The sequence below is a fragment of the Xanthomonas dyei genome, assembly GCF_002939865.1.
Taxonomy (GTDB): domain Bacteria; phylum Pseudomonadota; class Gammaproteobacteria; order Xanthomonadales; family Xanthomonadaceae; genus Xanthomonas; species Xanthomonas dyei.
Genome location: NZ_MDEE01000005.1, coordinates 47,582 through 71,132, shown reverse-complemented (window position 1 = coordinate 71,132; position 23,551 = coordinate 47,582). Strand labels below are relative to the sequence as shown.

The window sequence follows — 23,551 nt, the reverse complement described above, 5'->3', positions numbered from 1 at the left end:
ACTCCTTGGCTGCTTCAGGGTAGTTCGTCGGCGAGATTGCCGACGCACTTCTCGATGCCGTGACCGGCATCAAGTCTGTCGGCACCATGACGGCTGCCCGGCTTGTCACCCGACTCGGCAACAAGCGATATCCTGCGATCGGCAGAGGCGATCGTTTCCTGGCGATGCGCGATGATGATCCTGGTCATTTTCATCGCTTTGATATGAGCGTTGACGACCTGGTCCCTGGTGGAATCCAGATGACTGGTTGCTTCGTCCAGCACCAGAATCTTTGGTTGGCGATACAGGGCACGTGCCAGGATGACGCGCTGACGTTGCCCCCCCGACAGAATCGAGCCCATGTCGCCGACGAGCGATTCGTATCCCATGGGCATCCGCGCGATATCGTCGTGGATCGCTGCCAACTGCGCGGCACTGGCGATCCGCTCGATATTCGATTCAGGATCGAAGAAAGCGATGTTATCGGCCAGCGATCCCGCAAACAGCTGATCGTCCTGCATGACTGCAGAGACCATTGCCCGGTAATTCTCTAGCCCAAACTTGCGGATATCGACGCCACCGACCTCGATGGTGCCCTCAGTCGGCTCGATCAGGCCCAGCAACAACTTGGCGAATGTCGACTTGCCGCATCCGCTCGGGCCCACGATAGCGACCGACTCACCCGCTTCGATGTGCAGGTCAAGATTGCGTATGACCCAGGGATCGTCGTCAGAATAACGAAAACTCAGCCCTTTCACGCGAATCTCGGGAACCGGCTCCGGGCCGCTATAGCTTGAGATTTCGTCTAGCTCTGGCGCAGTTGTGGCGATATCGGCGATCCGCTCGGCATGCAGGCGCAACATCTTGAGCTCGATGAACTTGTCGACCAGACTCGCAGCCCTGCTGGTAAAAAGATCTGCAAAGGCCAGGAAGGCGACCAACATGCCTGCAGACAGCGTCCCTGTCATTGCCAGATAGCCGCCGATGGCAATCAGGAACACCCTCTGCGTTCCAAACAGACCTTGATTGAGCGCGTTGAATGCAAGGCCGAAGCGTTGCGATTGCATTTCCAGGCGCACACTTTGCGCGGTGGCACCGAACAATCTGCCTTGACGCAGCCCCTGCTTGTTGGCCAGCTTGATCGCTTGAATGCCCCTTACCGACTCCATCAGCTCGCTTTGCTGACGTGCGGCATAAGTGAGCTGATCGCGGCTGACCACAAACTGGAGTCGATAGAACGCCAGACGCAAACCGAGATACACGCCGAAGCCGGCCAGCACCAAGCCCGTGAGTGCAGGGCTATAGGCCAGCAGGACTGCCACTGCCAGGCATCCGGTCAGACCGTTGAGCAGTGCCTCGACGAAGCTGCCGGTCAACGTCGTCTGGATGGACTTCAACGAAGAAAAGCGCGACAGCACATCACCCATATGCCGCTTTTCAAAATACTCCAGTGGAAGCCGCAGCAAGTGGCCGAACAGATTGGTGATCCATTGTGTGTTCAACGATGCGCCAAGCCAGCTGACCACCCAGCTGCGCGCGAGCATGAGAACCGTCTGGAAGACGACGGTCAACAGAAAGGCGATGGTCAGTATCTTGAGCAGCGGCATGTCTGCCGAAACCAGCACATGGTCGATGACCCACTGCATCTGAAAGGGCAACAGCAGCGTCAGCGCTTCGATCGCCAATGCCAGTCCGAATATCTGCACCAACCCGCGCTTGAGTCCGAAAATGCGTCCGGTGAGCGCGCGCAACGACAACGCTGGCGTTTCGACCGAAGGCTCGAAGCTCGCACCAGGCTGCAATTCCAGCAAAACGCCGGTGAAATGTTTGCCGAGCTCTGTCATCGGCAACCGTAGCGTCCCTCGTGCAGGATCGTGAAGCAGTGCCACGCCCCGTACGACGTGCTCCAGCACGACGAAATGCGACATATCCCAGTGCAGGATGCAGGGTTGCCTAAGCTCTTTCAGATATCCAGGCTCGGCCCGCATAGCGCGGACATCTAGCCCCATGGCGCGCCCGATCTGTACTAATCGCTCAAGGCGCACACCTCTGAGCGAGATGTTGAAACGCCGCCTAACCTGCGCAAGATCGATTTTATCGCCGTGATAGCGGGCAATCATGACCAAGCAGGCAAGACCACACTCGGCCGCCTCGGTCTGCATGATCGGGACGATATGCGCACGATTCGACAGCAGCTGGTGAACGGACGTGGTGTCGATCATCCGCGCTGCCCAGCCGAATCATCGGAGAGGCGCGCCGTCATTTCGTAGACAGGTTCAAACATCCATTCGATCAACCGACGCTTCTCAAGCAGGATATCTGCGTCAAGCACCATGCCGGGACGAAGCGACTCCTTTCTTCCGTTAGCCACGATGTGCTGATGTTCCAGCTCGACCACCACACGATAGCGAGCATCATCGATCTGCTGCCCTAGCAGCGATGACACTTCCTTGGAGGTGATCGCGCTACGAGAGACTTCAACTACGCGCCCTGCATGGCGGCCGAACTTCTGATAAGGGAATGCTTGATAGCGCAGCAGTACGCGATCGCCGCGTGCTACGAATCCAATCGCCTTAGATGGCACCCACAGCTCAGCCCGTAACTTGATGCCCTTGGGTAACAAGGTGATCAGAGGCTGTTGCGCACCGACCGGTTGCCCTACGTGCACAAGCAGGTTTGTGACGATTCCGTCGGTCGGCGCACGCAACACCACCGAGCGGCGCGCCTCGGTTTCCGAGAGGGATTGGGCGACATCTGCGATCTGCCTAGCGATCTCGTTACGCTTTGCTTCCAAGGTTGCAGGGTTTTGTTCAAGCTGCGACTGGAGTTGAGAATGCTCAACACGCAGATCCAACGCATGTTTCTGCAACTCTTTGAGTTGCCCCTGATTCTGGATGGCAATGTCTTGCTGCTGCAGCAATTGAACCTTGGTCAATATTCCCTTTTCTGCAGCGCTCACCCACTGTTCGTAGAGTCGATGCGCACTCTCTGTGCGCTGGCGTTGCAAGCGAATCTGGTCGGCAGTGTTATCCATCTGCGCTTCAAGCAGGGTTACGCGGCGACGCAGATCGCGCTGCTGGGCATCGTAGAGCTGATTCTGGGCCTGCAGATCTGCATTCAGGCGACCACGCTTGATCTGCAGCTGCGAAATTACCGATGCTTGGGTGTCACCAAGTGATGTGCTGTCCTGCTCTCCGGAAATTTCCACTATCGGCTCGCCCGCCCGCACCGTCGCCCCCTCTGCAACGAATGCGTTGGAGACGATGCCGGCACTGAGTGGTGTCAAGGTCAGCAGACCACGGTCCGGTACTAGCGCGCCGTTGACCGCTTCGTGCCGCGTAAAACTTCCGAGGCAAAGCAGCCCAAACACGGCAGCAATAAGAACTAGCGCAATAGCAAACAACGGCCAACCGAACTTCGGCGCCTGAAGACGCACTGGTACAAGCCACGCATCGCGGCGGGCGCGTAAGACTTCTTCCCTGAAGAACCCACCTGGCATGTGCACTCCCTGCTTCGCTGCGACCTACGCCTATTTTCTTCAGGCTCAGTTAATCAGCAAAACAAACGCGGTAAAGCGCACTGCGTCGCATAACGCCATGCCGTTATGGCGACCTATGTGTGGAACAGATCCATGGCAAGCCCAACTAGCCGATCACCCGCTTGAACGGCGGCAAGGCATCGATGATGCGTTTGCCATAGCGACGCGTGAGCAGGCGCGAGTCGAGAATGATCACGCGGCCGTGGTCGTTGGAGCTGCGGATCAGCCGCCCTGCAAACTGGGTGAGCGTGCGTAGCGCATGCGGAATCGCAATCAGGTTGAACGCGTTGTGGCCGCGACTTTCCAGCCATTCGCTCAAGGTCGAGGTCTGCGGGTCGGTCGGCACCGCGAACGGCACCTGGGTGATGACCACCGTGGTGCAGGCATCGCCGGGCAGGTCCAGGCCTTCGCCAAAGGAATTCAAACCGAACAACACCGAGCCTTCGCCAGCAGCGATGCGGCGCATGTGTTCGGTGATCAATTGCGACTTGTTGCCTTCGCCCTGCACCAGCACACGGTTGCGCTGCGCCAGCGGCATCAGGTCGGCGACCTTCTCCATCTTCCAGCGCGAGGTGAACAGCACGATGCTGCCCTTGGCGTTCCAATCCAGTTCGCGCACCAGATACTTGGCCACTTCCTTGGGATGCCCTTCGCGGTCGTCCGGGGTGACCGGAAAATTGGGAACGATCAGTTCGGCCTGATTGGGCAGGTCGAATGGCGAGGCCAGCGAGGCCATTTCGGCGTGATCGGGCAGGCCGTTGTCGATGGCGAAGGATTGGAAATCGCCACCGCCGGTGAGCGTGGCCGAGGTCATCACCACCGAATCCACTTCGTTCCAGATCATCGTGCGCAGCACTTGCGCGGCCGACACCGGCGAGCAGTGGCAGATCAGATCGCCGTCGCGCGACAGCGTGATCCAGCGCGCCATCGGCGGCTGCCCTTCCTTGTCTTCGCGCCGCCAGCCGCCCCACAGATTGTGCTGCTGCTCGGCCATTTCCAGCGCCAGGCCCAGGTTGCGTTGCAGCCGTTCGCGTGCGGCATCGTCCTGCTTGCCCTTGGCGATCGCACTGTGCGCGGCATGCACCCAGTTGAACAGCGCGCGGGTTTCTTCGCCAAGCTCTTCGATGGCCGGGCCCCACTGCGGCGGCAACTTGCCGTTGGCAGCACGCCACAACGGGTCGCGCTCGCCGGGCTCGGGCTTCCACACACGCTCGACGTCGGCATGGAAGGCCTTGAGCAGTTTGGACACCCGCGCGGCCACCTCGATGGCTTCGTTGGGCAGCAGGTTGCCGATCTTGTCCTTGTCCACCGCGCGGTACGCGGCGGCGATGAGAATCTGCATGCGGCCCGTGCGCTTGGCCATCTCGTCCAGCGGCAGATTGGCCGCGCCCTGGTCGATGGCCACGCCGGCGATGTGATGGCCTTCGTCGAGCACCAGCAACATGTCCGATGGCGGCGCGATCAGCGGCTGGCCGTTTTCGGCATCGCCCAGCGACAGCGAGGACAGCAGCAAGGCGTGGTTGGTGACCACGATCTGCGCTTCGCGCACATCGGTGCGTGCCTTGAGCACCGGGCATTGCGCGGCATAACTGCAGCGACGCCCCGCACAGCCGGAGGCGGGCGTGGTGATGCGCATGCGCAACGGCACCGAGACCTGCTCGGGGGCATCGTCCAGGTCGCCGTTCCAGGTGCGCGCGGCGTAGGCCTTGGCCAGCCGTTTGGCCAGATCGGCATCGACGGGGCTGAGCGGGCGATCGTAGAGCGCCTGCTCGTCTTCGAACATGGCGTTCTGGCTGGTGTCGCCTTCCAGCTCGGCGGCATTGCGCGTGCACAGATAGCGGGTGCGGCCCTTGGCCAATGCCACGGTCGCTTCCAGACCGGTGGCCTTGAGGAAGGCCGGGATATCGCGCTCCACCAGCTGCGACTGCAGCGCCACGGTGCCAGTGCTGATCACCAGTTTTTTCTTGGTCGCCAAGGCGATCGGCACGCCGGCGGTGAGATAGCCCAGGCTCTTGCCCACCCCGGTGGGCGCCTCGGCGATGCCGATGCCGCCGGAGGTGGCCAGCGCACGCGAGACCAGGCCGATCATCTGGCTCTGCGCGCGGCGGGTGGCAAAGCCGGGCGTATTGGCCTGCAGCTTGGCGTAAGCGTCGCGGATGCCGGCCTTGATCGGGTCGGTCAGCACACGCTGGGCGGGGACGGGCGCGGACGGCGCAGCCGGTGGGACAAGGTCACTCATCGCGCTATTTTCGCACGGACCGGCGCAGCGCCTGCGACCGATACGCGCGGCAGCTGAACCTGTTTGTCGGCTGCCGTTGGATCACCCGGGACCAGCGCTTGTGGCGGGCGTCGGCGGGTGAAGGCGAATGCTGCGCTAGGCGCCTGCGTGCTCGCTGCGCTTGTGGTTGTCGAGCAATGCTGGTCGTTGCGAATGCCACGCAGCGCTGCGGAGCCGCGCTTGAAGCCCGGCGACCGCCACGCACCGCCAGACGTTCAGAACAGTGCGATCAAGCCCGTTTCGGCCAGGCGTAGCGCGTCCAGACCAGGCCGATCACTGCCATCATCACGCCCACGGCCAGCATGCCGATGCCCACACCGGCCGGACCGAAGCGTTCGTACAGCAGGCCGGCCCGGTTGACGGTGGCCAGCGCCTGCGGATGCAGCAACGTCCAAGCGCCCTGCCCTGCACAGATCAGCCCGACCAGGGTGAGCGCCAACGCCTTGAGCGGAATCATGCGCGCGGACCGGCAGCAGGCGGCAACCGTTGCAGGCTGCGCGCCAGGGTCCACACCAGCACGCCGATGCCCACGCCTTGCACGGCGGTCAGCACGAAGCGGCCGACGCCCATCACCAGACCGATCTGGCGCACGTTGCCCTGCTGCATCAACAGCATCGGAATCGCCTGCAAGGCCACTTCGGCCAGCACACAACCCAGCAGCAGCCACAGCCCGGCCAGCGCGGCACGCCGCAGCGGCCCGTGCGGGGCGCGCCACAGCAGCACCAGCCCCAGCAACAAGGCGATCAGCATCGGCACCCGCGACAGCAGGCTGGTGATCAGGCTGAGCAGGATGTCGGTGGTGGTCATGGCCAACGGCTCAGTCCGCGCTGACCAGCACGGCGTCGCGCGCGCGCAGCGCGGCATAGACCGGGTCGGTGTCCGGGCGTACGCCATGCCACAACGCGAAACTTTCCGCGGCCTGCTCCACCAGCATGCCCAGGCCATCGATGGCGTAACGGCAGTGCGCCGCGCGTGCCCAGGCCAGGAAGGCGATGGCGGTTTCGCCGTAGTTGAGATCCACCGCGGCGGTCAGGCTGTTGACCAGGCCCAGCGGCAACGAGAACGCACCGGCGTCGCGGTCGCGCCCGGCGGCAGTGGCATTGACGATCAGTTCGAAGTCGCCCAGTTCGCGCAGGTCTTCGATGTAGCGCGACACCACCCGGCCGGGTTCGCCCAGCGCATCGCACAGCGCGTCGGCGCGCTCGGGCGAGCGGTTCACCACCACCATCTCGGTGATGCCGGCATCCAGCAGCGCCGGTGCCACCCCGCGTGCGGCGCCGCCGGCGCCCAGCAGCAACACGCGACGACCGCGCAGATCCAGGCCGTGGCGATCGGTGAGGTCACGCACCAGGCCGACGCCGTCGGTGTTGTCGCCCTGCCATTGGCCATCGTTGCGCACCAGCGTGTTCACCGCTCCGGCCAGCTGCGCGCGATCGCTCAGGCTGGCGGCCAGCGCAAAGGCGGCCTCCTTCAACGGCAGGGTGACGTTTGCGCCCTTGCCGCCTTCGTCGGCGAAGCGCTGCAGCGTGCTGGCGAACGCGTCCGGCGGCGCATCGATGGCGGTGTAGTCCAGCGCGATGCCGGTCTGCTTGCCGAAGTCGGCATGGATGGCCGGCGACAGCGAATGGGCGACAGGGTGACCGAACACGGCATAACGGGATACGGGCATGAAACGCTCTCTGGTTGACTAGACTGTGCTCGACTTGGAGCAGGAACACCGCATGCAACTTCGATGGACGCCGCTCGCGCTGGCGGCGAGTTTACTCTTCGTCCCGTCCGCGTCGGGACTTGCCGAGTTCGGCATCGAAGGCATGGGTGTGGTGTCCACGCCGGCCAACGAGACGCATGCCACGCTCAGCCCGGATGGGCAGCGCATCGTCTGGGCCAGCGACCGCGCCGGCGGCGTCGGGGGGTGGGACCTGTGGCAGGCGCAGCTGCGCGGCGGGCGTTGGCAGGACGCGCAGCCGCTGCCGCTCAACACCGCCCAGGACGAGATCACGCCGCTGTTCAGTGCCGATGGACGCTGGCTGCTGTTCGCCTCATCGCGGCCCGGCGGCGCCGGTGGCAGCGATCTGTACCGCGTACCAGTGGATGCGCAAGGCGGCCTGGGCGCGGTGCAATCGCTGGGCGCGGCGATCAACAGCCGCGGCAACGAGCGCGCACCGAGCCTGTCGCTGGACGGCACGCGCCTGCTGTTCGCCAGCGATGGCCATCGCGGCGCCGGTGGCCTGGATGTGTTTGTGGCGCGCTGGGACGGGCGCGCGTTCACCGCACCTGCGCCGCTGCGCGACATCAATACCGCCGCCGACGAACTGGATGCGGCCTGGCTCGGCGACGGGCGTGGCCTGGTGTGGGCGCGCGGCGCAGTCGATGGCCCCAGCCAGTTGCTGCTGGCCGCATGCAACAACGGGCACTACGCCCAGGGCCAGCCGTTGCCGCTATCGTTCAACGGGCCGCAGGAGCGCACGTTTGCGCCGGTGGTGGATGCAGCCAAACCGGGCGAACTGCTGGTGACCGGCAGCGCACGCGCACCACGCGCGGGCCAGCTGGATATCTACCGGATGAAGGCGCCGGCGGTGGAGGGCAATGCCAGCTGCCGCTGAGGGCGGATGGATGCGCGAAGTCAAAATAAAAGCGGCTGGCAAAGCACTTCGCGCTGGTCTATTTCAGAGCGGATGGTGTAGGTCTTCAATGCAGAGCGGCTGAGCTGCGGCTTGGTTGTGACTTGCGGCTTGATCGGCGGCGTGGCTGCAGGGCCCTTGCCCGCCTACCATCGCGGGACACGCTGCAAGTACGTCCTTGTAAGCTCTTACGCGACGGTAGCCGGGCAAGGACCAGTCGAGATGGTCGGTGTGCATGGCTTTCAGCAAAACAATCAGCAAACTCTATGGTTCGGTGCTCTCGCCGCTTGCGGGACCGTGTGGCGGCATGGATGCCGCCACCGAGCCTCCACGGACGGATTCACGGCGTGTCACGCGAGCGGTGAGGGCGCCGCACACTCGACCAACCAGGCTTTGACATGTTGTTAGGGAAGCTCTGAACAACTCTTTCATAGGCTTCCGATCGACGCCTTGAATAGACTAAATCACGCGCAAGTGCTTGATTTTCAGCGACGGCGATTGTCGTGATCAGGCCAGATTGCAAATCTCTCTCGCTGGGTCATGAGTTATTCAGAGGTTCCTTAGCCCCTACAAGGCTGCGACGCAATGGTCATGACTGCGTTCAATACACATCGCGCCGATAGCGGCCCGCTGCGGTAAGCGCGTCCACGCGGGTGTCGCCCAGCAGTTCGCGCAGCGTGACGTCGACCGCGCGCGCCATGCTGTCCAGGCTGCCGCAAACGTAGATCACCGCACCGCGATCGATCCAGTGCCGTAGCGCGTCGCCGGCATCGCGCAATTGATGCTGCACGTAGCGCTTGTGCGGCTGATCGCGCGAGAACACCCAGTCCAGTTGTTGCAGATGACCGCTTACCTGCCAGGCCTGCAGTTCCTCGGCCAACAGCCGGTCGTGTGCGGCATGGCGTTCGCCGAACAGCAGCCAATGCCCGTGCACGCCGGCCAGCTCGGCCTCGCGCAACAAGGCGCGCAACCCGGCGATGCCGGTGCCGTTGCCGATCAACACCATCGGCGCCGCTTCGATGCGATGGAAGCCTGGATTGGTGCGCAACCGCGCGCGCACTGCCGCCCCCATCGGCGCATGACAGATCAACCAGCCCGAGCCCAGCCCTGGACTGCCATCGCTGCGGGTGGTCAGGCGCACCACTGCGGTGGCCACGCCATCGGCCGGCACGCTGGCCAGCGAGTAGTCGCGCGTGGGCAACCAGTCGCAGGCATCCAGCCAGGTTTGTGGATCCGGACACGGCGCTGGCGGCGTCGCAGGCGCGGGCGGCAGCACACGCTCGGCAGCAGCCTGATGCAGCGGCAGCAACTGCGCATCGACATGCACCAACGCATCGGACGGCAGGCCCCACGCCGCCAGACACGCACGCACCTGCGCATCGGCGTGCGCAGGCTGCACTTCGAGGATATCGCCCGCCTGCCAGTGCGCCTCAAGCGGTGACTGCAGGTCGATGCACCAGATCGGCGCGCCCTCGCTACCCGGGTTGAGATGCGTGCGCGACGACAGCGTCCACTCGGTCAGGCGCGGACGCGTCAGCGCAACCGCGGCCAGCGGCGCGCCGGCAATCTGCGCCAGCTGCGCATGCCATTGCGCCAGCGCCTGCGGATCGGCGTTGTCCATTTCCACGGCAGGAAACAACGCGCGTGCACCCTGCGCGTCCAGCCACTGCTCGATGCGCCGCGAAAACCCGCAAAACTGCGCGTATTGGCGGTCACCCAATGCCAGCACCGCGTAGGCCAGCTGCGGCAAGCCGATGCGTTGGCGCATCAGTTCGCGCTCGAACCCACGCGCCGCATCCGGCGGCTCGCCATCGCCGAACGTGCTGATCACCAGCAAGGCGTGCCGGGTGGCCTGCAGTTGCTGCGCATCCACCTGCGCCAGCGCGCGCACCTGCACCGGCAGGCCGGCCGCTTGCAGATGCCCGGCCGCCTGCCAGGCCAGCCGTTCGGCAAAGCCGCTCTGGCTGGCGAAGGCGATCAACCACGGCTCGGCCCGCGAGGCCGGCGGTGCGTTCTGCAGCACCACGCGTGCGGCGCGCAACTCGCGCTTCTTGCGGCGGCGATCCAGGTACAACATCCAGCCGCTGATGAAGAACACCGACATGCCGAGGCTCGCCAGCATCACCACGATGCGCCCCGGCAAGCCGAAGAAACTGCCCGAATGCAGCGGGAACATGCTCACCAGCCATTGCTGGCCGCGCGGCAACCGCGCGTAATCCTGGCGCTGCAGCAAGGCGCCGCTGGCCGCGTCGATGTCCAGATTGTCGTAGGCGCGGTCGTGGTCGGGCCGATCCGGAAAAAACCGCACGCTCATCGGTTGCCCGGCGCGGGTGGGCACCCGTAGATCCAACGCGGCGTGATGGGTCCCAGGGATACCGTCCAGGGTGCGCTGCACACGTGCGTAATCGACCGTCGCCGGCCGATGATCGCCCCCGTCGCCGCGCATGGCCGGCTCCTTGCCGAGCAAGGCCGCCATGCCGTCGCGGTACCAGTCGTACGACCAGGTCAGCCCGGTCAGCGCAACCAGCAGATAGACCAGCAGACACCAGGTGCCGAACACCGCGTGCAGGCTCCACAGAAAACTGCGCCCCTGCCGCCGCCATTCCACCACCCACCAGGTTCGCAGCCTCCACCAGCGCCGCGGCCAACGCAGATACAGCCCGGACGCGCAGAAAAACAGCAGGATCAAGGCGCATGCCCCGGTCACTGCCTGGCCGCGCTTACCTGCTGCCAGATGGCGGTGCAGGTCTTCGATAAACGCAAATGCGCCAATCAAGCGCGGTGCGTCAACGCGCTCACCGGTGTACGGGTCGAAGTAAACGCGCCCGCCGCCCTTGCCCGCCAGACGTGCGTTGGATGGCCGCGCGCCGGTGGGGTCGATCAGCATGCGTGTCACCGCCTGCTGTTTTCCTGCGTCGCGCGGCAGCAGGTCGAGGCGCTGCAGCAACACATCCACCGGCAACGCACGCTCGCTGGCGGCGTGCCGCACCGCCAGCTGCGCGATGGCCGGGTTGGCCAGCCGCACGATTTCGTTTTCGAAGGACATCAGCGCGCCGGTCACGCCCATCACCGACAGCACCAGACCGGCGGTGATGCCGAGCAGCCAGTGCAGTTGGAACAGAACCGTCTTGAACACGCGCGAACAACCTGGAGCAGCAAGGCTCTCCATTGTAGATGAGAATCGTTATCGCAGTTGGCGCACTTGGTTCGATCGCGATTGCGTGGTCTCGTAGGCGGTCTGCCCGATTACGGCTCCTGCGCATCTAAATCAATGCTTAGTTGTCGGCCTGTCAGGCCGGCGCCGTGCCAGGTGCGGGAGGTCGATCGCATGGCATCAGATCAATCGCTGCAGCGCGAAGCAGGCCGGCTGTGCCGGTCCGTGCAAACACGCGGAAGATCCGACCAAAAGATCGACGGCCTGCTTCACTACATCGCACCCACCTGCAGCGGCATCCACGAAAGATGCCGCCACAGCGCCGCTCCACGCAGCACGTCTGGACGCGCTCAGCCTTCGCGCAACCAGCGCGCCACTTGCGGCGCGAAATACGTCAGCACGCCGTCGGCACCGGCGCGCTTGAAAGCCATCAGCGCTTCCAGCACGCACTTGCGTTCGTCCAGCCAGCCGTTGGCGGCGGCCGCCTTGAGCATCGCGTACTCGCCGCTGACCTGGTAGGCAAACGTCGGCACGCGAAATTCTTCCTTCACCCGGCGCACCACATCCAGATACGGCATGCCCGGCTTGACCATCACCATGTCCGCGCCTTCTTCCAGGTCCAGCGCGATCTCGCGCATGGCCTCGTCGCTGTTGGCCGGGTCCATCTGATAGGTGGTCTTGTCGGCCTTGCCCAGATTGCCGGCGCTGCCCACCGCATCGCGGAACGGGCCGTAGAACGCCGAGGCGTACTTGGCCGAATACGCCATGATGCGCAAGTTGAGATGGTCGTCGGCATCGAGCGCGCGGCGGATCGCGCCGATGCGACCATCCATCATGTCCGAGGGCGAAATGATGTCCACCCCGGCCTGCGCATGCGACAGCGATTGCTTGACCAACGCCTCGACAGTGATCTCGTTGAGCACATAGCCGGTGTGATCGATGATGCCGTCCTGGCCGTGCGTGGTGTACGGGTCCAGCGCCACGTCGGTCATGATCCCCAGCTCCGGGAAGCGCGATTTGAGCGCGCGCACCGCACGCTGCGCCAGACCGTCCGGGTTCCAGGCTTCGGCGGCATCCAGACTCTTGCCGGCCGGGTCGATCACCGGGAACAGATCGATCACCGGGATGCCCAGTTCCAGCGCGTTTTCCGCCTCGCGCAGCAGCTCGTCCAGCGACAGCCGCTCCACGCCCGGCATCGAGGCGATGGGCGCGCGGCCGGACAATTCATGCACGAACACCGGCCAGATCAGATCATCGGTGGTCAGGGTGTTTTCGCGCATCAACCGACGCGAAAACGCATCGTGGCGCATGCGACGGGGGCGATAGTGCGGATGGGCCATGACACGGCTCCTTGAGATAGCGCGTCAGTTTACGCCCGCCATTGCGTGCGGGACGCGCTGCGACGCAGTGTCGCAGCGCTGCAACGGCATGGCAGGCCGCGATCGGCGTGGCCTATCTGCAGGTCGGGCAGAGCTCCCAAGGCTGGGAATGCAAGCCCTGCCCGATGCGTGCGTCGACACACACGCCGACGCACATTTGCATCAGCGCCTTGTCGAAAGCGCCCTAGATCACCCCGCCACCCAGGCTCAGGCGGATCACTCCAACCACGATCACCAACCCGTTGAGCAGCAAGCCGGTCTTGGCCCGGCCGCGGTTGCCGGCCGAGGTGAACAACAGCGCGATCGCCGCGATCAGCGCACCCACTGCCGCGAACGGAATCAGGAACCAGTTGCCCCACCCCAGCAGCGGGATGAAGGCCAGCACCATCCACAGCAACGCCACAATGCCCCAGAGCAGGCTGATCAATCCCACGTGCCACCTCGTCCATCGAAGAAAGGCCGAGCTTAACGGGCTACCTGCCAAGACGCCGTGGGCGGGTGGTCACCCTGACCAATGGCGGCTTGGCAGCAGCCTCACATGGGCATGACTAGGGTGCGACAAGGTCTGGCGCGATGCAGTGCGACTGACAAACCCACACGGGCAGCCACCGCCAGGTGGCGCGGCGAGCGCTCGGCGCGGACTGGACCGTTCGTACGCAGTGGCTCCTCCGCGTCGCCGGCCCCCATCCGAGGGCGGCTTGTTACCTCGTGTTAGCCACTCTTCAGTCCGGGCGCCGGATCATCGCCGTCATCACCATCATTCAGGGGCCACATCATGAACAGGCATTTCGTCGTCGGCGCTGTACTGGCCCTGCTGCTGGCCGGCTGCGCCAGCAGCTCCAAGGTGATGCTCGGCCAGGCGCGCGCGCCGATCGACCCCACCCAGGTGCAGGTCTATTCGCATGCCCCGGTCGGCTCGGTGGAGATCGCCCAGCTCGAATCCACCAGCGCCGCCGGCTTCGGCACCCAGGGCCAGACCGACGCGGCCGTGCAACGGCTCAAGCGCGAAGCCGCCAAGCTCGGCGCCAACGGCGTGGTCATCGTCGGCGTCGGCTCCGAGCGCTCCGGCGGCGGCCTGTCGGTCGGCGGTGGCAGCTACGGCGGCCGCGTCGGCGGCGGTTTGGGGATCGGCATTCCGACCACGCAAAAGCGCGCGGCCGGGATGGCGATCTGGGTGCCGGCGGGGGCTGACACCGGCGCCATGCCGGACGCACCACCTCAAGCGCGCTAACCGTCCAACGGCTTTAACATGAGGCGGCTGACGACAGCTGCCTCATGCCGGTGTAGCCCTAGCTACTCAGCGCTTGTTCTGCTGCGCCGGAATGAACTGCGTCTCCACCGCCTTGGCCAGCTGATCCGGTGGGAGCAGGCCCTGGTCGAGCAGGAAGTTGTTGAAGGCCAGGCGGTCGAACTTCTTGCCTAGCGCCAGTTCGGTGCGCATGCGCAGTTCGAGGATGCGGGTGTAGCCGTAGAAGTAACTGCCGGCCTGGCCGGGGGCGCGGACGGTGTAGCGGTCCAGTTCCTGGCGGGTCATCGCTGGCGAAAGGCCGACGTCGTCTTCCAGTACCTGGCGCGCGCGTTCGCGGTCGATCTGGCCGAGGTTGAGCATGGGATCGAGCATGGCGCGGGCGGCGCGCAGCAGGCGGAACTGCAGGGCGATCAGCTGCCCGTCGAGCGGCTCGTACGGGACCATTTCGGCTTCGGCATACAGCGCCCAGCCTTCGACGTTGACCGAGTTGAACGCAAACATGCTGCGCGCCAGCGAGACGCCGCGTTCGACCATGGCGGTGAACTGCAGTTCGTGGCCAGGGCGGCCTTCGTGCGCGCTGAGCGTCCAGGCGGCCGAGCCGAAGTTGAAGTCGTCATACTGCTCCTTCTTGCTGCCGTCGGCGGTCGGGTTGCCCAACGGCAGCACGAACTGGCCCTGCTGGCCGGTATTGCCGATCAGCGGTGCCGGCAGGAAATGCGGCGCGGGTTGTGCGGCGCTTTCGGCGGCACTGCCCAGGCGCATCTGCATCGGGCGGTTGGGTACATCGACGATGCGCTGCTGACGGATGATCGGGTCGATCTGGTCGATCACGCCGCGGTAGTAGGTTTCCAGCTGGTCATCGGCGATGGTGTTGCCCTTGAGCGCACGGATCACCTGCACATAGTCGCTGCCCTGCACGCCCTTGGCCTTGGCCACCAGCGGCGCCAGCTGGCGCATGGCCGAGCGGGTCTCCATGAATTCCAGTTGCGCGCGCTGGATCAGCTGCTGCGGGGCGATATCGATACCGACTTGCTTGAGCTGGAACGCGTAAAGCGGCTCGGGCAGGCGAGTGTCCTGGCGCGCCTTGGGCAGCACGGTGGTGCGGGTCCAGGCGCCATATTCCTTGAGCTGGGTGGCCATGGCCTTGAGCGCTTCGTCGGCGCCGGCGATCTTGTACTTGGCGAACAGCTCGCCGATGCCTGCGACATAGGTGTCAACATTGGCCAGCGCCTGTTCCACTTCGCGCTGGGTGGGCTGCAGCAACGCTGTGTTGCTCAGCTTTTCCTCGTAGCGCTGGCGCGCTAGCGTGGTGGTGGGCGTGCTCCCCGGCACCAGGCCGACATACCGCTTGAGGCGGTCCAGCGCCTTGGCGCGGCGCTCGGGCACGGTCTGGTCGGACAGCAGACCATTGAGGCCACTGAAGACCGCCTCAGGCGCGTCGCTCCAGGGCAACAGATACCGCTCGTTGAGCTCGCTGCCTTCGATGTTCTGCTCGGCAGCGCCGATCATGATCTGCAGGTCCTGGCGCACGTTGGCATCGCGCTCGGTGGCGAGCTTGGTCTGCAGCGTGGCGCGCGCGGCGCGCATGGCATCGCGATAACGCGCGGCGTTGTCCGGCCCCAGGTCGACAACCTGATCGTCGTAGCCGGGCACACCGAAGAAGCTGGCGTATTCGGGCTGGAACGGCGCCTGCGCGTTGAGCAGGATCTGCGCATAGCCGTTGCTGGTCTGCACCCAGGCCGGGCTGGCGGGTTGTGTGGGCGCGGTCTTGCCGGTCTGTGCCTGCAACGGCAACGAAGAACCGAGCGCCAGCGCAACGGCGAGAACGAGTGGCTTCATGAGGCAGATCCGCGAATTGAGTAGCGCGACCCTACGCATCCGCAGCGGCGGCGGCAATCCGCCTTAGGTCATGGCATGCGGGGCTGCGGCTGCGCAGACGTCGCTGGCGACAGGTTGATCGGGTCGCCGTGTGGACCGGCAAACGTCAGGGTCTGGTAGGTCCAACGGCCGTGCCTGCGCGTGGCATCCACTTGCACGTTGCCGCTACCGCGCGGCCCGTGCAGGCCCACGCTGAAATGCGCCTCACCGATGTCGCCGACATAACTGATGCTGCCATCGGGCAGAAACGCGTCGGTGATGGGAGTGCCCAGGGTCTGCACGATATGCGTGTCGGCCTTGGCGATGCGCAGCGCGTCGCGGTACACATCGCTGGATTTCACCGCCGCGGTAATTACGTAGATCAACGCGCCGATCACCAATGCCAGCAGCAGGAATAGCGCCACGCCGATGCCGGGAACGACCCACTTCCAATGCCGGCTCCAGAACTCGACAGAGCGCAAGCGCTGCGGCGATGCAACGGGAATGGGGGGCGGCAGCGACATGGCACTCGGTGTGCGAACGCAAGGGAAACCGACAGGCGATACATCTAACGCAGCGGCAACCGTCTACTGCTGCGACGGCATCAGACAGCGCTGCAAAAACGCCTCGGCGGTCTTGTACCGGTGCAATGCATTACTGCCGGATAGCCCGTGCTTTGCGCCTGGGTACGTCATCAACTCGAACGGCGTACCGCGCTGCTGCAGCTCGCTCATCAACACGGTGGAATTGGTGAACAGCACATTGTCGTCGGCCATGCCGTGGATCAGCAGCAGCTTGGCGTGCAGGCCATCCAGATGGGTGGCGACGCGCGCGTTGCGATAGCCATCGGCGTTGCCGGCCGGCAGGTCCATGTAACGCTCGGTGTAGTGGGTGTCGTACAGACCCCAATCGGTGACCGGTGCGCCGGCTACGCCGCAGGCATAGGCGTCGCTGTGTTTGGCCAGCAGCATCAGCGTCATGTAGCCGCCGTTGGACCAGCCCTGCACGCCGATGCGCGCCGGGTCCACCCAACGCTGGGTCTTGAGCCAGGCAATGCCTTGCAGCTGGTCGTCCACCTCCACCGTGCCCTGCTTGCCATACAGCGCGCCGCCGAAGTCGCGGCCGCGGCGCGGGGTGCCGCGGTTATCCAGCGAAAACACCACATAGCCGCGCTGCGCAAGATATTGATCGAACAACGCATCGCCACGGCTGGGCCAGGCATCGAGCACGGTTTGTGCAGCGGGGCCGCCGTAGACATAGACGATGACCGGGTAACGCTTGCTCGCATCGAAGTTGTCCGGCTTGGTGAGCCGGTAGTGCAGTGGTGTCTTGCCATCGGCGGCGGTGAGCGTGCCGAAATCGATCGGGCGCTGCGCGTCGCGGTACCTGGCATACGGATGGTGCGGATCGGCCAAGTCGTTCTTGAGCAGGGTGGCGATTTTTTCGCCATTGGCACGAAACAGCTCGATCTGCGGCGGTGTGGTGGTGTTGGACCAGGTGTCGACATACACGCTGGCATTGTTGGCGAAGCTGGCCGCATGCGTGCCATTGGATATCGAGCGTTTCTCGATGGCGCCGCCGGCCAGTGATACCGCGTAGAGGTGGGTCTGCGTGGGCGAGTCCTTGCTGCCGGCGAAGTACACCAGGCCGGCCTGCTCGTCGACGGCCAGCAGCGCGTCCACCACCCAGGCGCCTGAGGTCAGCGGCGTGAGCGTGGCGCCGTCTTCGGAGGCGAGGTACAGATGCTCGTAACCACTGCGCTCGGAATTCCAGACGAAGCGGCCGTCATTGAGAAAACGCAGATCGTTGGTGAGTGGCACCCAGGTGGGCGAGCTCTCGGTGATCAGCGTGCGTTGCTTGCCGCTGGCCAGCGTCGTTTCGATCAGTTCGAGCCTTTTCTGATCGCGCGATTGACGCTGAAAGGTGAGTCGCTGCGCATCGCGCCAATCCACACGTGCCAGGTAGATGTCCGGCTGCTTGCCCAGATCGATCCAGATCGGTACGGCGGCGGCGCGCGGTGCGATCACGCCCAGCTGCACGGCGACGTTCGGTTGGCCGGCCTGCGGGTAGCGCTGGCTGATTACCTCGGTGTGGTCGGCATAGACTTCCGGGCGTTTTTGCACCGGCACCTGCGCTTCATCGATGCGCGCGAAGGCGATCGCCGAGTCATCCGGCGCCCACCAATACCCGGTGTGGCGATCCATTTCTTCGTCGGCGACGAATTCGGCCACGCCGTTGCCGATGGTCTCGCTGCCGTCGCGGGTGAGCTGCAGCTGCTTGCCGCTGGCCAGGTCGATCACCCACAGATTGCGCTCGCGCACGAAGCTGACAAAACCGCCCTTGGGCGAGAGCTTGGCGTCGGTGGCGAAGCCTTCGCCGTGGGTCAGCTGGCGCACTGCGGCGGCGCCGGTCTTGTGCAGGTCGTACAGATACAACTCGCCGCCCAGCGGGAACAACAGCGCCTGCGCATCCGGCGCCCACTGGTAGTCGACGATGCCGGTGAGCGCGGCGATGCGTTGGCGCTCGCGGCGGGCCTTTTCCACATCGCTGAGCGTTTCGGTGCCGGGCAACACCACTTTGGAATCGACCAGCAGGCGGGTCTGGCGGCTGGCGATGTCGTATTCCCAGAGATCCAGCTGGTTGCGGTCGCTGTCCTTGCCGCGCAGGAAGGTGACGCGCGAGCCGTCCGGGGCCACCTTGGGCTTGAGCAATGTCGGCCCCGACAGCGGCAACGGGCCGGTGATGGCCTCCAGGGTGAGTTTTTCGGCGTGGGCCATGGGGACGGTGCTGAGCATGAGGGCAAGGGCGGCGAACAGGGCGCGCATCGAAGATCCTGTCTGGAGACAGCGCACAGGATGCGGGGGCGTGGAGTGTTTGAGAAGCGTGGCGATGGTGTATGTGCGCCACGGGATGGTGCGCGCGTGGGTGTATGCGGGTGCTGCAGGGCTGTGCTGCGGGTGTGATCGCTCTGCTTTGGCTAGCAGAACTGCGTTTGGGCTGGTGGTTGCAGTTGCCGCGCTGCCGATGGTGCATGCGTATTTCGTGCGAAGCAGATTGCCGGGCGCGGCAGGTCTGGCGCTACTTGCGTACCCTCACCCCAACCCCTCTCCCGGGGGGAGAGGGGCTCGATCAACCGCGTTCGATTTGTCGCGTGCGGTTGATGTGCGCGAGTGCCGCTGCTAACGCTTGCTGTTGTTGCTTGCGTTTGCTGTTGCTGCGCAGTTGCAACAGTCGCCGCGATCGCCGCGTGTACTGCTGCGCGAACGCTCCTACCGCGTTGCCTCAACGCTTGCCGAACAGGTGCTTGCGCTCTTCGTCGCTGAGCGGCTTGCCGGCGTTGGGGTTGACCTGCTCCTTGAGCGCATACGCGCGTTGGGTGGCCGGGCGGGCGGCGATGGCGGTGTGCCAGCGGTGCAGATTCGGAAACGCTTCGAAGTCGGGCTTGAGGTCGCCATACGCCTCCAGCCAGGGGTAGCTGGCCATGTCGGCGATGCCGTAATCGTCGCCGGCCAAAAACGCATGCTCGGCCAGGCGCTTGTCGAGCACGCCATGCAGGCGGCGGACTTCGGCGTTGTAGCGGTCGATTGCGTAGGCAATCTTTTCGGGCGCGTAGACATTGAAGTGGCCCATCTGGCCGCTCATCGGGCCCAGCCCGCCCATCTGCCAGAACAACCACTCCAGTGCGGCGATGCGGCCGCGAGCGTCGCGGGGCAGAAAGCGGCCGGTCTTCTCGGCCAGATACAGCAGGATCGCGCCGGACTCGAACACCGCCTGCGGCGCACCGCCATCGGCCGGGGCATGGTCGACGATGGCCGGCATCTTGTTGTTGGGCGAAATCTGCAGGAACGCCGGCTCGAACTGGTCGCCCTTGCCGATGTTGACCGGCTTGAGCGTGTAGTCCAGCCCGGCCTCTTCCAGGAACAAGGTGAGTTTGTGGCCGTTGGGGGTGGGCCAGTAGTACAGGTCGATCATTCGGTTCGCTCCGGTGCGTAAGGGGTAATCAGCGCGACCGACGGCATGCAAGGCAGTCTTTGGCACGCATGCAAGCTGCCTGAGGTCGGCAACCTGCCGTGCCCAAGCTGCGCAAAGCCGCTTGCGTGGACGCGCGCAGTCGCAGACCGGTCGCACTGATGTAGGTGGCACTGTGCCATCGACCCCCGATGGTACGGCCAAGCGATCGGCTGCGGCGGCGTCGAACGCCGCACCCACTGGAACGATGTGTGACGTCTTTGGCTTGCGGCCGATGCTGCACTGCAAATTGACTTTGTTAAGCCAGCGCTAACAAATGCGCGATTGCTGTTCGACCTTTGCCTGTCCCGTTTGGGGCCGGCTTTCTTTGCTTGGGGATGCAATCATCGTGAGAGAGCTACGCACCCTGCCGCGCACGCGGCGCTTGACGTCTGCCTTGTTATTCGCATTGTCGACGCCGCTGGCCGCGCAAACCGCGCCGGCGCCGCAGTCGGCCTCGACCGTCCCCGGCTCCAGCCAGGCCGACCCTGCCACGCTCGATACCGTCCAGGTCAGCGGTATCCGCGGCAGCCTCACTTCGTCGATGAACGTCAAGCGCGACGCGCAGGGCATCGTCGACGGCATCGTGGCCGAGGACATCGGCAAGTTCCCCGATACCAACCTGGCCGAGTCGCTGCAGCGCATCAGCGGCGTGTCGATCGACCGTTCGCTGGGCGAAGGCTCGCGCGTCACCGTGCGCGGCGTCGGCCCGGACTTCAACCTGGTGCTGTTGAACGGCCGGCAGATGCCGGGCGCCAGCATCGAAGAATCCAATGCCTCCAACTCGCGTGCGTTCGACTTCGCCAACCTGGCGTCCGAGTCGATCTCCGGCATCGAGGTGTTCAAGACCAGCCGCGCCAGCACGCCCACCGGCGGCATCGGTGCCACCATCAACATCAAGACCGCCCGGCCGCTGGACAACCCGGGCATGCATGCCAATGTGGGCCTCAAGGGCGTGCACGATGCGTCCAACGAGAACCTGCCCGGCCGCCTGCAGGGCGATTCGCTGACGCCGGAAATCTCCGGCATCTTCAGCACCACCTCGGCCGACGGACGCTTTGGCGTGTCGCTGAGCGGTAGCTACCAGGAACGCGACTTCGGCTACAGCCAGGTCGGCGTGCCCAACGGCTGGCGCTCGTTCCGGGGCGATTCCACCGCCTACGGCACCATCCCGCAGCCGGGCACGCCGGGCTCGGAGAACATCGTCAACCGCCCCGGCCCGAACGATATCTACTCGGTGCCGCAGAACCTCAACTACCGCGTGGTCGGCGTCGAACGTCAGCGCACCAACGGCCAGCTGGTGCTGCAGTACAAGCCGCTGGACAACATCACCACCACGCTGGATTACACGTACTCGGAAAACAAGATCCAGCAGCAGCGCAACGAAATGTCGGTGTGGTTCAACTACGGCCCCTCCGCCAGCGCCTGGACCAATGGTCCGGTGGCAGGCCCGATCACCTACTCGGAAATCGTCAACCCGGCTACCAGCGATCTGGCTACCGCCGGCTCCAACGCGGCCACGCGCAACCAGAACAAGTCGCTGGGCTTCAACGTGGATTGGGCGGTGAACGATCAGTTCAAGCTCAACTTCGATATCCACCGCTCCACCGCCGAAGCCGGCGCGGACAGCCCGTACGGGTCGAGCAATTCGCTGGGCGTGTCCGGCTTCTACCGCGGCACCTCGGTAGTGGATTTCAGCAAGGATTTCCCGGTATTGCAGCAGCAGTTGGGCTTCGGCCTGAACGGGCTGGACCCCTCGCGCACGCTGGTCACCGGCTCGGCGTTCCGCAACAGCTACATGAAATCCGAGATCGACCAGGCACAGGTCAACGGCGACTTCACCTTCGAAAATTATTCGCAGTTGAAGTTCGGTATCGGCAGCACCGAAGTCAAGAACCGTTCGGCGTTCTCGAACGTGCAGCGCGATACCTGGGGCGGCAACGGCACCGCGGCCGATTATCCGGACGATTTGTGGATTCCCAGCTCATTCGCGCAGTACTTCGATGCGATCGGCGGCAGCGGCAACCCGGCGCAATTCAACCAGTTGTTCCTGTTCGACTTCGAGCGCGCACGTCAGGCCGCCGCGCAAGCTGCAGGCGATGAGTCGCTGTACCGCATTGCGCCGGTGTTCACCACCGACCGCCGCGTGACCGAAAAATCCAAGAACGCCTACCTGCAGTGGAACAATAGCTGGGACGAGTTGCGCGTGCCGATCAGCCTGGCCGCCGGTGTGCGTTACGAAGAAACCAAGGTGGACGCGCAGGCGCTGGTGCCGGTGGCCGTCGGCATCGATTGGGTCGCCAACAACGAGTTGCCGATCCGTCTGTCCGACTCCGCCTTCGCCGGCGGCAGCGGCAAGTACGAATACTGGCTGCCCAGCCTGGACCTGAGCTTCAAGCTCACCGAGGATCTGGTGTTGCGCGGCAGCTACGGCGAAACCATCGGCCGTCCCGGCTGGGGCGACATCCAGGGCGGGCAGACGCTCAACCAGATCGCACGCCTGGAAGGCGGCACCGGCCAGGAAGGCAACCCCGGCCTGAAGCCGCTGCTCTCGCACAACATCGATTTCTCGCTGGAGTGGTACTACAGCGATGCCAGCTACGCCTCGGTGGGCTTTTTCCGCAAGAACATCGACAACTACATCGGCGTGACCACGCGCAACGACACCTCGCTGGGATTGAACACCCCGGTGGGCGGTGCGTACTGGAACGAAGCGCTGGGCAACGGCTGCGCCTCGGCCGACCTGACCTGTATCCGCAACTACATCTTCCGCAACCGCGGCGGCGCGCCCGGCGTGGTGCGCGGAGCCGACGATGCCAACGGCAACGCCACCGGCGTAATCAGCGGGCAGCCGGGCGACCCGGTGGCCAACTTCGCCATCACCGCGCCGGCCAACCAGCGCTCGGCGTCGCTGGACGGGTGGGAGTTCAACCTGCAGCACATGTTCGGCGCCAGCGGCTTCGGCGTGTCGGCCAACTACACCAAGGTCGACTCCGGGCTGACCTACGACAACGCGGTGATCGGCGAGCAGTTCGCGCTGGAAGGCCTGAGCGATTCGGCCAACCTGGTCGGTTTCTACGACAAGGACAAGTGGCAGGTGCGTGCGGCCTACAACTGGCGCGACGAGTTCCTGGCCGCGCGTTTCGACGGCAGCGGCCAGCCCAACCCGGTCTACACCGAAGCCTATGGCCAGCTGGATCTGAGCATCGGCTACCAGTGGAACGAGAACCTGTCGCTGAGCCTGGAGGCGATCAACCTCACCGACGAAGTGCAGCGCCAGCACGGCCGGCAGAAGAATCAGATCGTCTATGCCACCCAGACCGGCCCGCGCTACATGCTGGGCCTGCGCTACAAGTTCTGGTGATGTAATTGCGGCACCGAGCGTCCCGGCAGCGCGTCTGCCGGGACGCTTGCACGACCTTCCTGCGACAGGTGCAGCACGACAGCGGCACTTGCCGCGCGAGGGGTAACTGTCCAAGCATGGGCCA

At 64.7% G+C, this 23,551-nt stretch carries 16 protein-coding genes; 3 read left to right on the top strand and 13 right to left on the bottom strand.

Translation table 11 applies throughout. The features are described from left to right. Positions 1–14 precede the first annotated feature (14 nt). The 6 genes from XdyCFBP7245_RS05750 to aroE form a co-directional block, all read right to left on the bottom strand. A complete protein-coding gene (locus tag XdyCFBP7245_RS05750; RefSeq protein WP_104614790.1) occupies positions 15–2,201 on the bottom strand; it encodes a peptidase domain-containing ABC transporter in 2,187 nt (728 codons plus the stop codon). Beyond that, positions 2,198–3,478, bottom strand: a complete 1,281-nt coding sequence (locus tag XdyCFBP7245_RS05745) for a beta-barrel domain-containing protein (RefSeq protein ID WP_244907771.1) — start codon at positions 3,476–3,478, stop codon at positions 2,198–2,200. Before XdyCFBP7245_RS05745 ends, XdyCFBP7245_RS05750 begins: the two co-directional genes overlap by 4 nt. A 145-nt stretch (positions 3,479–3,623) precedes the next feature. After that, positions 3,624–5,756: an ATP-dependent DNA helicase DinG gene (gene dinG, locus XdyCFBP7245_RS05740; RefSeq protein ID WP_104614789.1), complete on the bottom strand. Its 2,133-nt coding sequence runs from the start codon at positions 5,754–5,756 to the stop codon at positions 3,624–3,626. Positions 5,757–6,024: 268 nt separating this feature from the next. Next, a complete protein-coding gene (locus XdyCFBP7245_RS05735; RefSeq protein WP_104614788.1) occupies positions 6,025–6,252 on the bottom strand; it encodes a hypothetical protein in 228 nt (75 codons plus the stop codon). Further along, entirely contained in the window at positions 6,249–6,602 is a 354-nt protein-coding gene (locus XdyCFBP7245_RS05730) for a hypothetical protein (RefSeq protein WP_104614787.1), read from the bottom strand. The genes XdyCFBP7245_RS05735 and XdyCFBP7245_RS05730 overlap by 4 nt, the downstream gene beginning before the upstream one ends. A 10-nt stretch (positions 6,603–6,612) precedes the next feature. Continuing rightward, on the bottom strand, positions 6,613–7,464 hold the full coding sequence (aroE, locus tag XdyCFBP7245_RS05725) for a shikimate dehydrogenase (protein ID WP_055847161.1): 852 nt from the start codon (positions 7,462–7,464) through the stop codon (positions 6,613–6,615). Positions 7,465–7,516: 52 nt separating this feature from the next. On the opposite strand from aroE, the gene XdyCFBP7245_RS05720 reads away from it, so the two are divergent. Continuing rightward, positions 7,517–8,398 carry a TolB family protein gene (locus tag XdyCFBP7245_RS05720; RefSeq protein WP_104614859.1) on the top strand — a complete coding sequence of 294 codons (882 nt, stop codon included), beginning with the start codon at positions 7,517–7,519 and terminating at the stop codon, positions 8,396–8,398. A 619-nt stretch (positions 8,399–9,017) separates the two neighbouring features. On the opposite strand, the gene XdyCFBP7245_RS05710 is transcribed toward XdyCFBP7245_RS05720, so the two are convergent. From XdyCFBP7245_RS05710 to XdyCFBP7245_RS05700, 3 genes are all read right to left on the bottom strand, one after another. Then, positions 9,018–11,552 (bottom strand): PepSY domain-containing protein, encoded by a 2,535-nt coding sequence (locus XdyCFBP7245_RS05710; protein WP_104614786.1) that lies wholly within the window; start codon positions 11,550–11,552, stop codon positions 9,018–9,020. 368 nt (positions 11,553–11,920) lie between these two features. Beyond that, positions 11,921–12,910 (bottom strand): porphobilinogen synthase, encoded by a 990-nt coding sequence (hemB, locus tag XdyCFBP7245_RS05705; protein WP_104614785.1) that lies wholly within the window; start codon positions 12,908–12,910, stop codon positions 11,921–11,923. A 223-nt stretch (positions 12,911–13,133) separates the two neighbouring features. Beyond that, positions 13,134–13,376, bottom strand: coding sequence for a hypothetical protein (locus XdyCFBP7245_RS05700; protein WP_005989387.1), 243 nt, complete (start codon positions 13,374–13,376; stop codon positions 13,134–13,136). A gap of 348 nt (positions 13,377–13,724) precedes the next feature. On the opposite strand from XdyCFBP7245_RS05700, the gene XdyCFBP7245_RS05695 reads away from it, so the two are divergent. Further along, entirely contained in the window at positions 13,725–14,180 is a 456-nt protein-coding gene (locus XdyCFBP7245_RS05695) for a hypothetical protein (RefSeq protein WP_104614784.1), read from the top strand. 66 nt (positions 14,181–14,246) lie between these two features. Here XdyCFBP7245_RS05695 and XdyCFBP7245_RS05690 read toward each other — a convergent pair whose 3' ends face one another. The 4 genes from XdyCFBP7245_RS05690 to XdyCFBP7245_RS05675 form a co-directional block, all read right to left on the bottom strand. Next, complete coding sequence (locus XdyCFBP7245_RS05690) at positions 14,247–16,037, bottom strand: DUF885 domain-containing protein (protein ID WP_104614783.1); 1,791 nt, start codon at positions 16,035–16,037, stop codon at positions 14,247–14,249. A 68-nt stretch (positions 16,038–16,105) separates the two neighbouring features. Further along, a complete protein-coding gene (locus tag XdyCFBP7245_RS05685; protein WP_170068537.1) occupies positions 16,106–16,579 on the bottom strand; it encodes a cytochrome c oxidase assembly factor Coa1 family protein in 474 nt (157 codons plus the stop codon). 63 nt (positions 16,580–16,642) lie between these two features. Beyond that, positions 16,643–18,880 carry a S9 family peptidase gene (locus tag XdyCFBP7245_RS05680; protein ID WP_170068536.1) on the bottom strand — a complete coding sequence of 746 codons (2,238 nt, stop codon included), beginning with the start codon at positions 18,878–18,880 and terminating at the stop codon, positions 16,643–16,645. Between the two features lie 457 nt (positions 18,881–19,337). Continuing rightward, on the bottom strand, positions 19,338–20,027 hold the full coding sequence (locus XdyCFBP7245_RS05675) for a glutathione binding-like protein (RefSeq protein WP_104614781.1): 690 nt from the start codon (positions 20,025–20,027) through the stop codon (positions 19,338–19,340). A 385-nt stretch (positions 20,028–20,412) separates the two neighbouring features. On the opposite strand from XdyCFBP7245_RS05675, the gene XdyCFBP7245_RS05670 reads away from it, so the two are divergent. Next, complete coding sequence (locus XdyCFBP7245_RS05670; protein ID WP_104614780.1) at positions 20,413–23,427, top strand: TonB-dependent receptor; 3,015 nt, start codon at positions 20,413–20,415, stop codon at positions 23,425–23,427. Positions 23,428–23,551 lie beyond the last annotated feature (124 nt).

Excerpts from the sequence above, each read along its gene's own strand:
- XdyCFBP7245_RS05685 (WP_170068537.1), bottom strand. The coding sequence starts at position 16,579 with ATGTCGCTGCCGCCCCCCATTCCCGTTGCATCGCCGCAGCGCTTGCGC.
- dinG (WP_104614789.1), bottom strand. The coding sequence starts at position 5,756 with ATGAGTGACCTTGTCCCACCGGCTGCGCCGTCCGCGCCCGTCCCCGCC.
- hemB (WP_104614785.1), bottom strand. The coding sequence starts at position 12,910 with ATGGCCCATCCGCACTATCGCCCCCGTCGCATGCGCCACGATGCGTTT.
- XdyCFBP7245_RS05745 (WP_244907771.1), bottom strand. The coding sequence starts at position 3,478 with ATGCCAGGTGGGTTCTTCAGGGAAGAAGTCTTACGCGCCCGCCGCGAT.
- XdyCFBP7245_RS05675 (WP_104614781.1), bottom strand. The coding sequence starts at position 20,027 with ATGATCGACCTGTACTACTGGCCCACCCCCAACGGCCACAAACTCACC.
- XdyCFBP7245_RS05730 (WP_104614787.1), bottom strand. The coding sequence starts at position 6,602 with ATGACCACCACCGACATCCTGCTCAGCCTGATCACCAGCCTGCTGTCG.
- XdyCFBP7245_RS05720 (WP_104614859.1), top strand. The coding sequence starts at position 7,517 with ATGCAACTTCGATGGACGCCGCTCGCGCTGGCGGCGAGTTTACTCTTC.
- XdyCFBP7245_RS05680 (WP_170068536.1), bottom strand. The coding sequence starts at position 18,880 with ATGCGCGCCCTGTTCGCCGCCCTTGCCCTCATGCTCAGCACCGTCCCC.
- XdyCFBP7245_RS05695 (WP_104614784.1), top strand. The coding sequence starts at position 13,725 with ATGAACAGGCATTTCGTCGTCGGCGCTGTACTGGCCCTGCTGCTGGCC.
- aroE (WP_055847161.1), bottom strand. The coding sequence starts at position 7,464 with ATGCCCGTATCCCGTTATGCCGTGTTCGGTCACCCTGTCGCCCATTCG.
- XdyCFBP7245_RS05750 (WP_104614790.1), bottom strand. The coding sequence starts at position 2,201 with ATGATCGACACCACGTCCGTTCACCAGCTGCTGTCGAATCGTGCGCAT.
- XdyCFBP7245_RS05735 (WP_104614788.1), bottom strand. The coding sequence starts at position 6,252 with ATGATTCCGCTCAAGGCGTTGGCGCTCACCCTGGTCGGGCTGATCTGT.
- XdyCFBP7245_RS05690 (WP_104614783.1), bottom strand. The coding sequence starts at position 16,037 with ATGAAGCCACTCGTTCTCGCCGTTGCGCTGGCGCTCGGTTCTTCGTTG.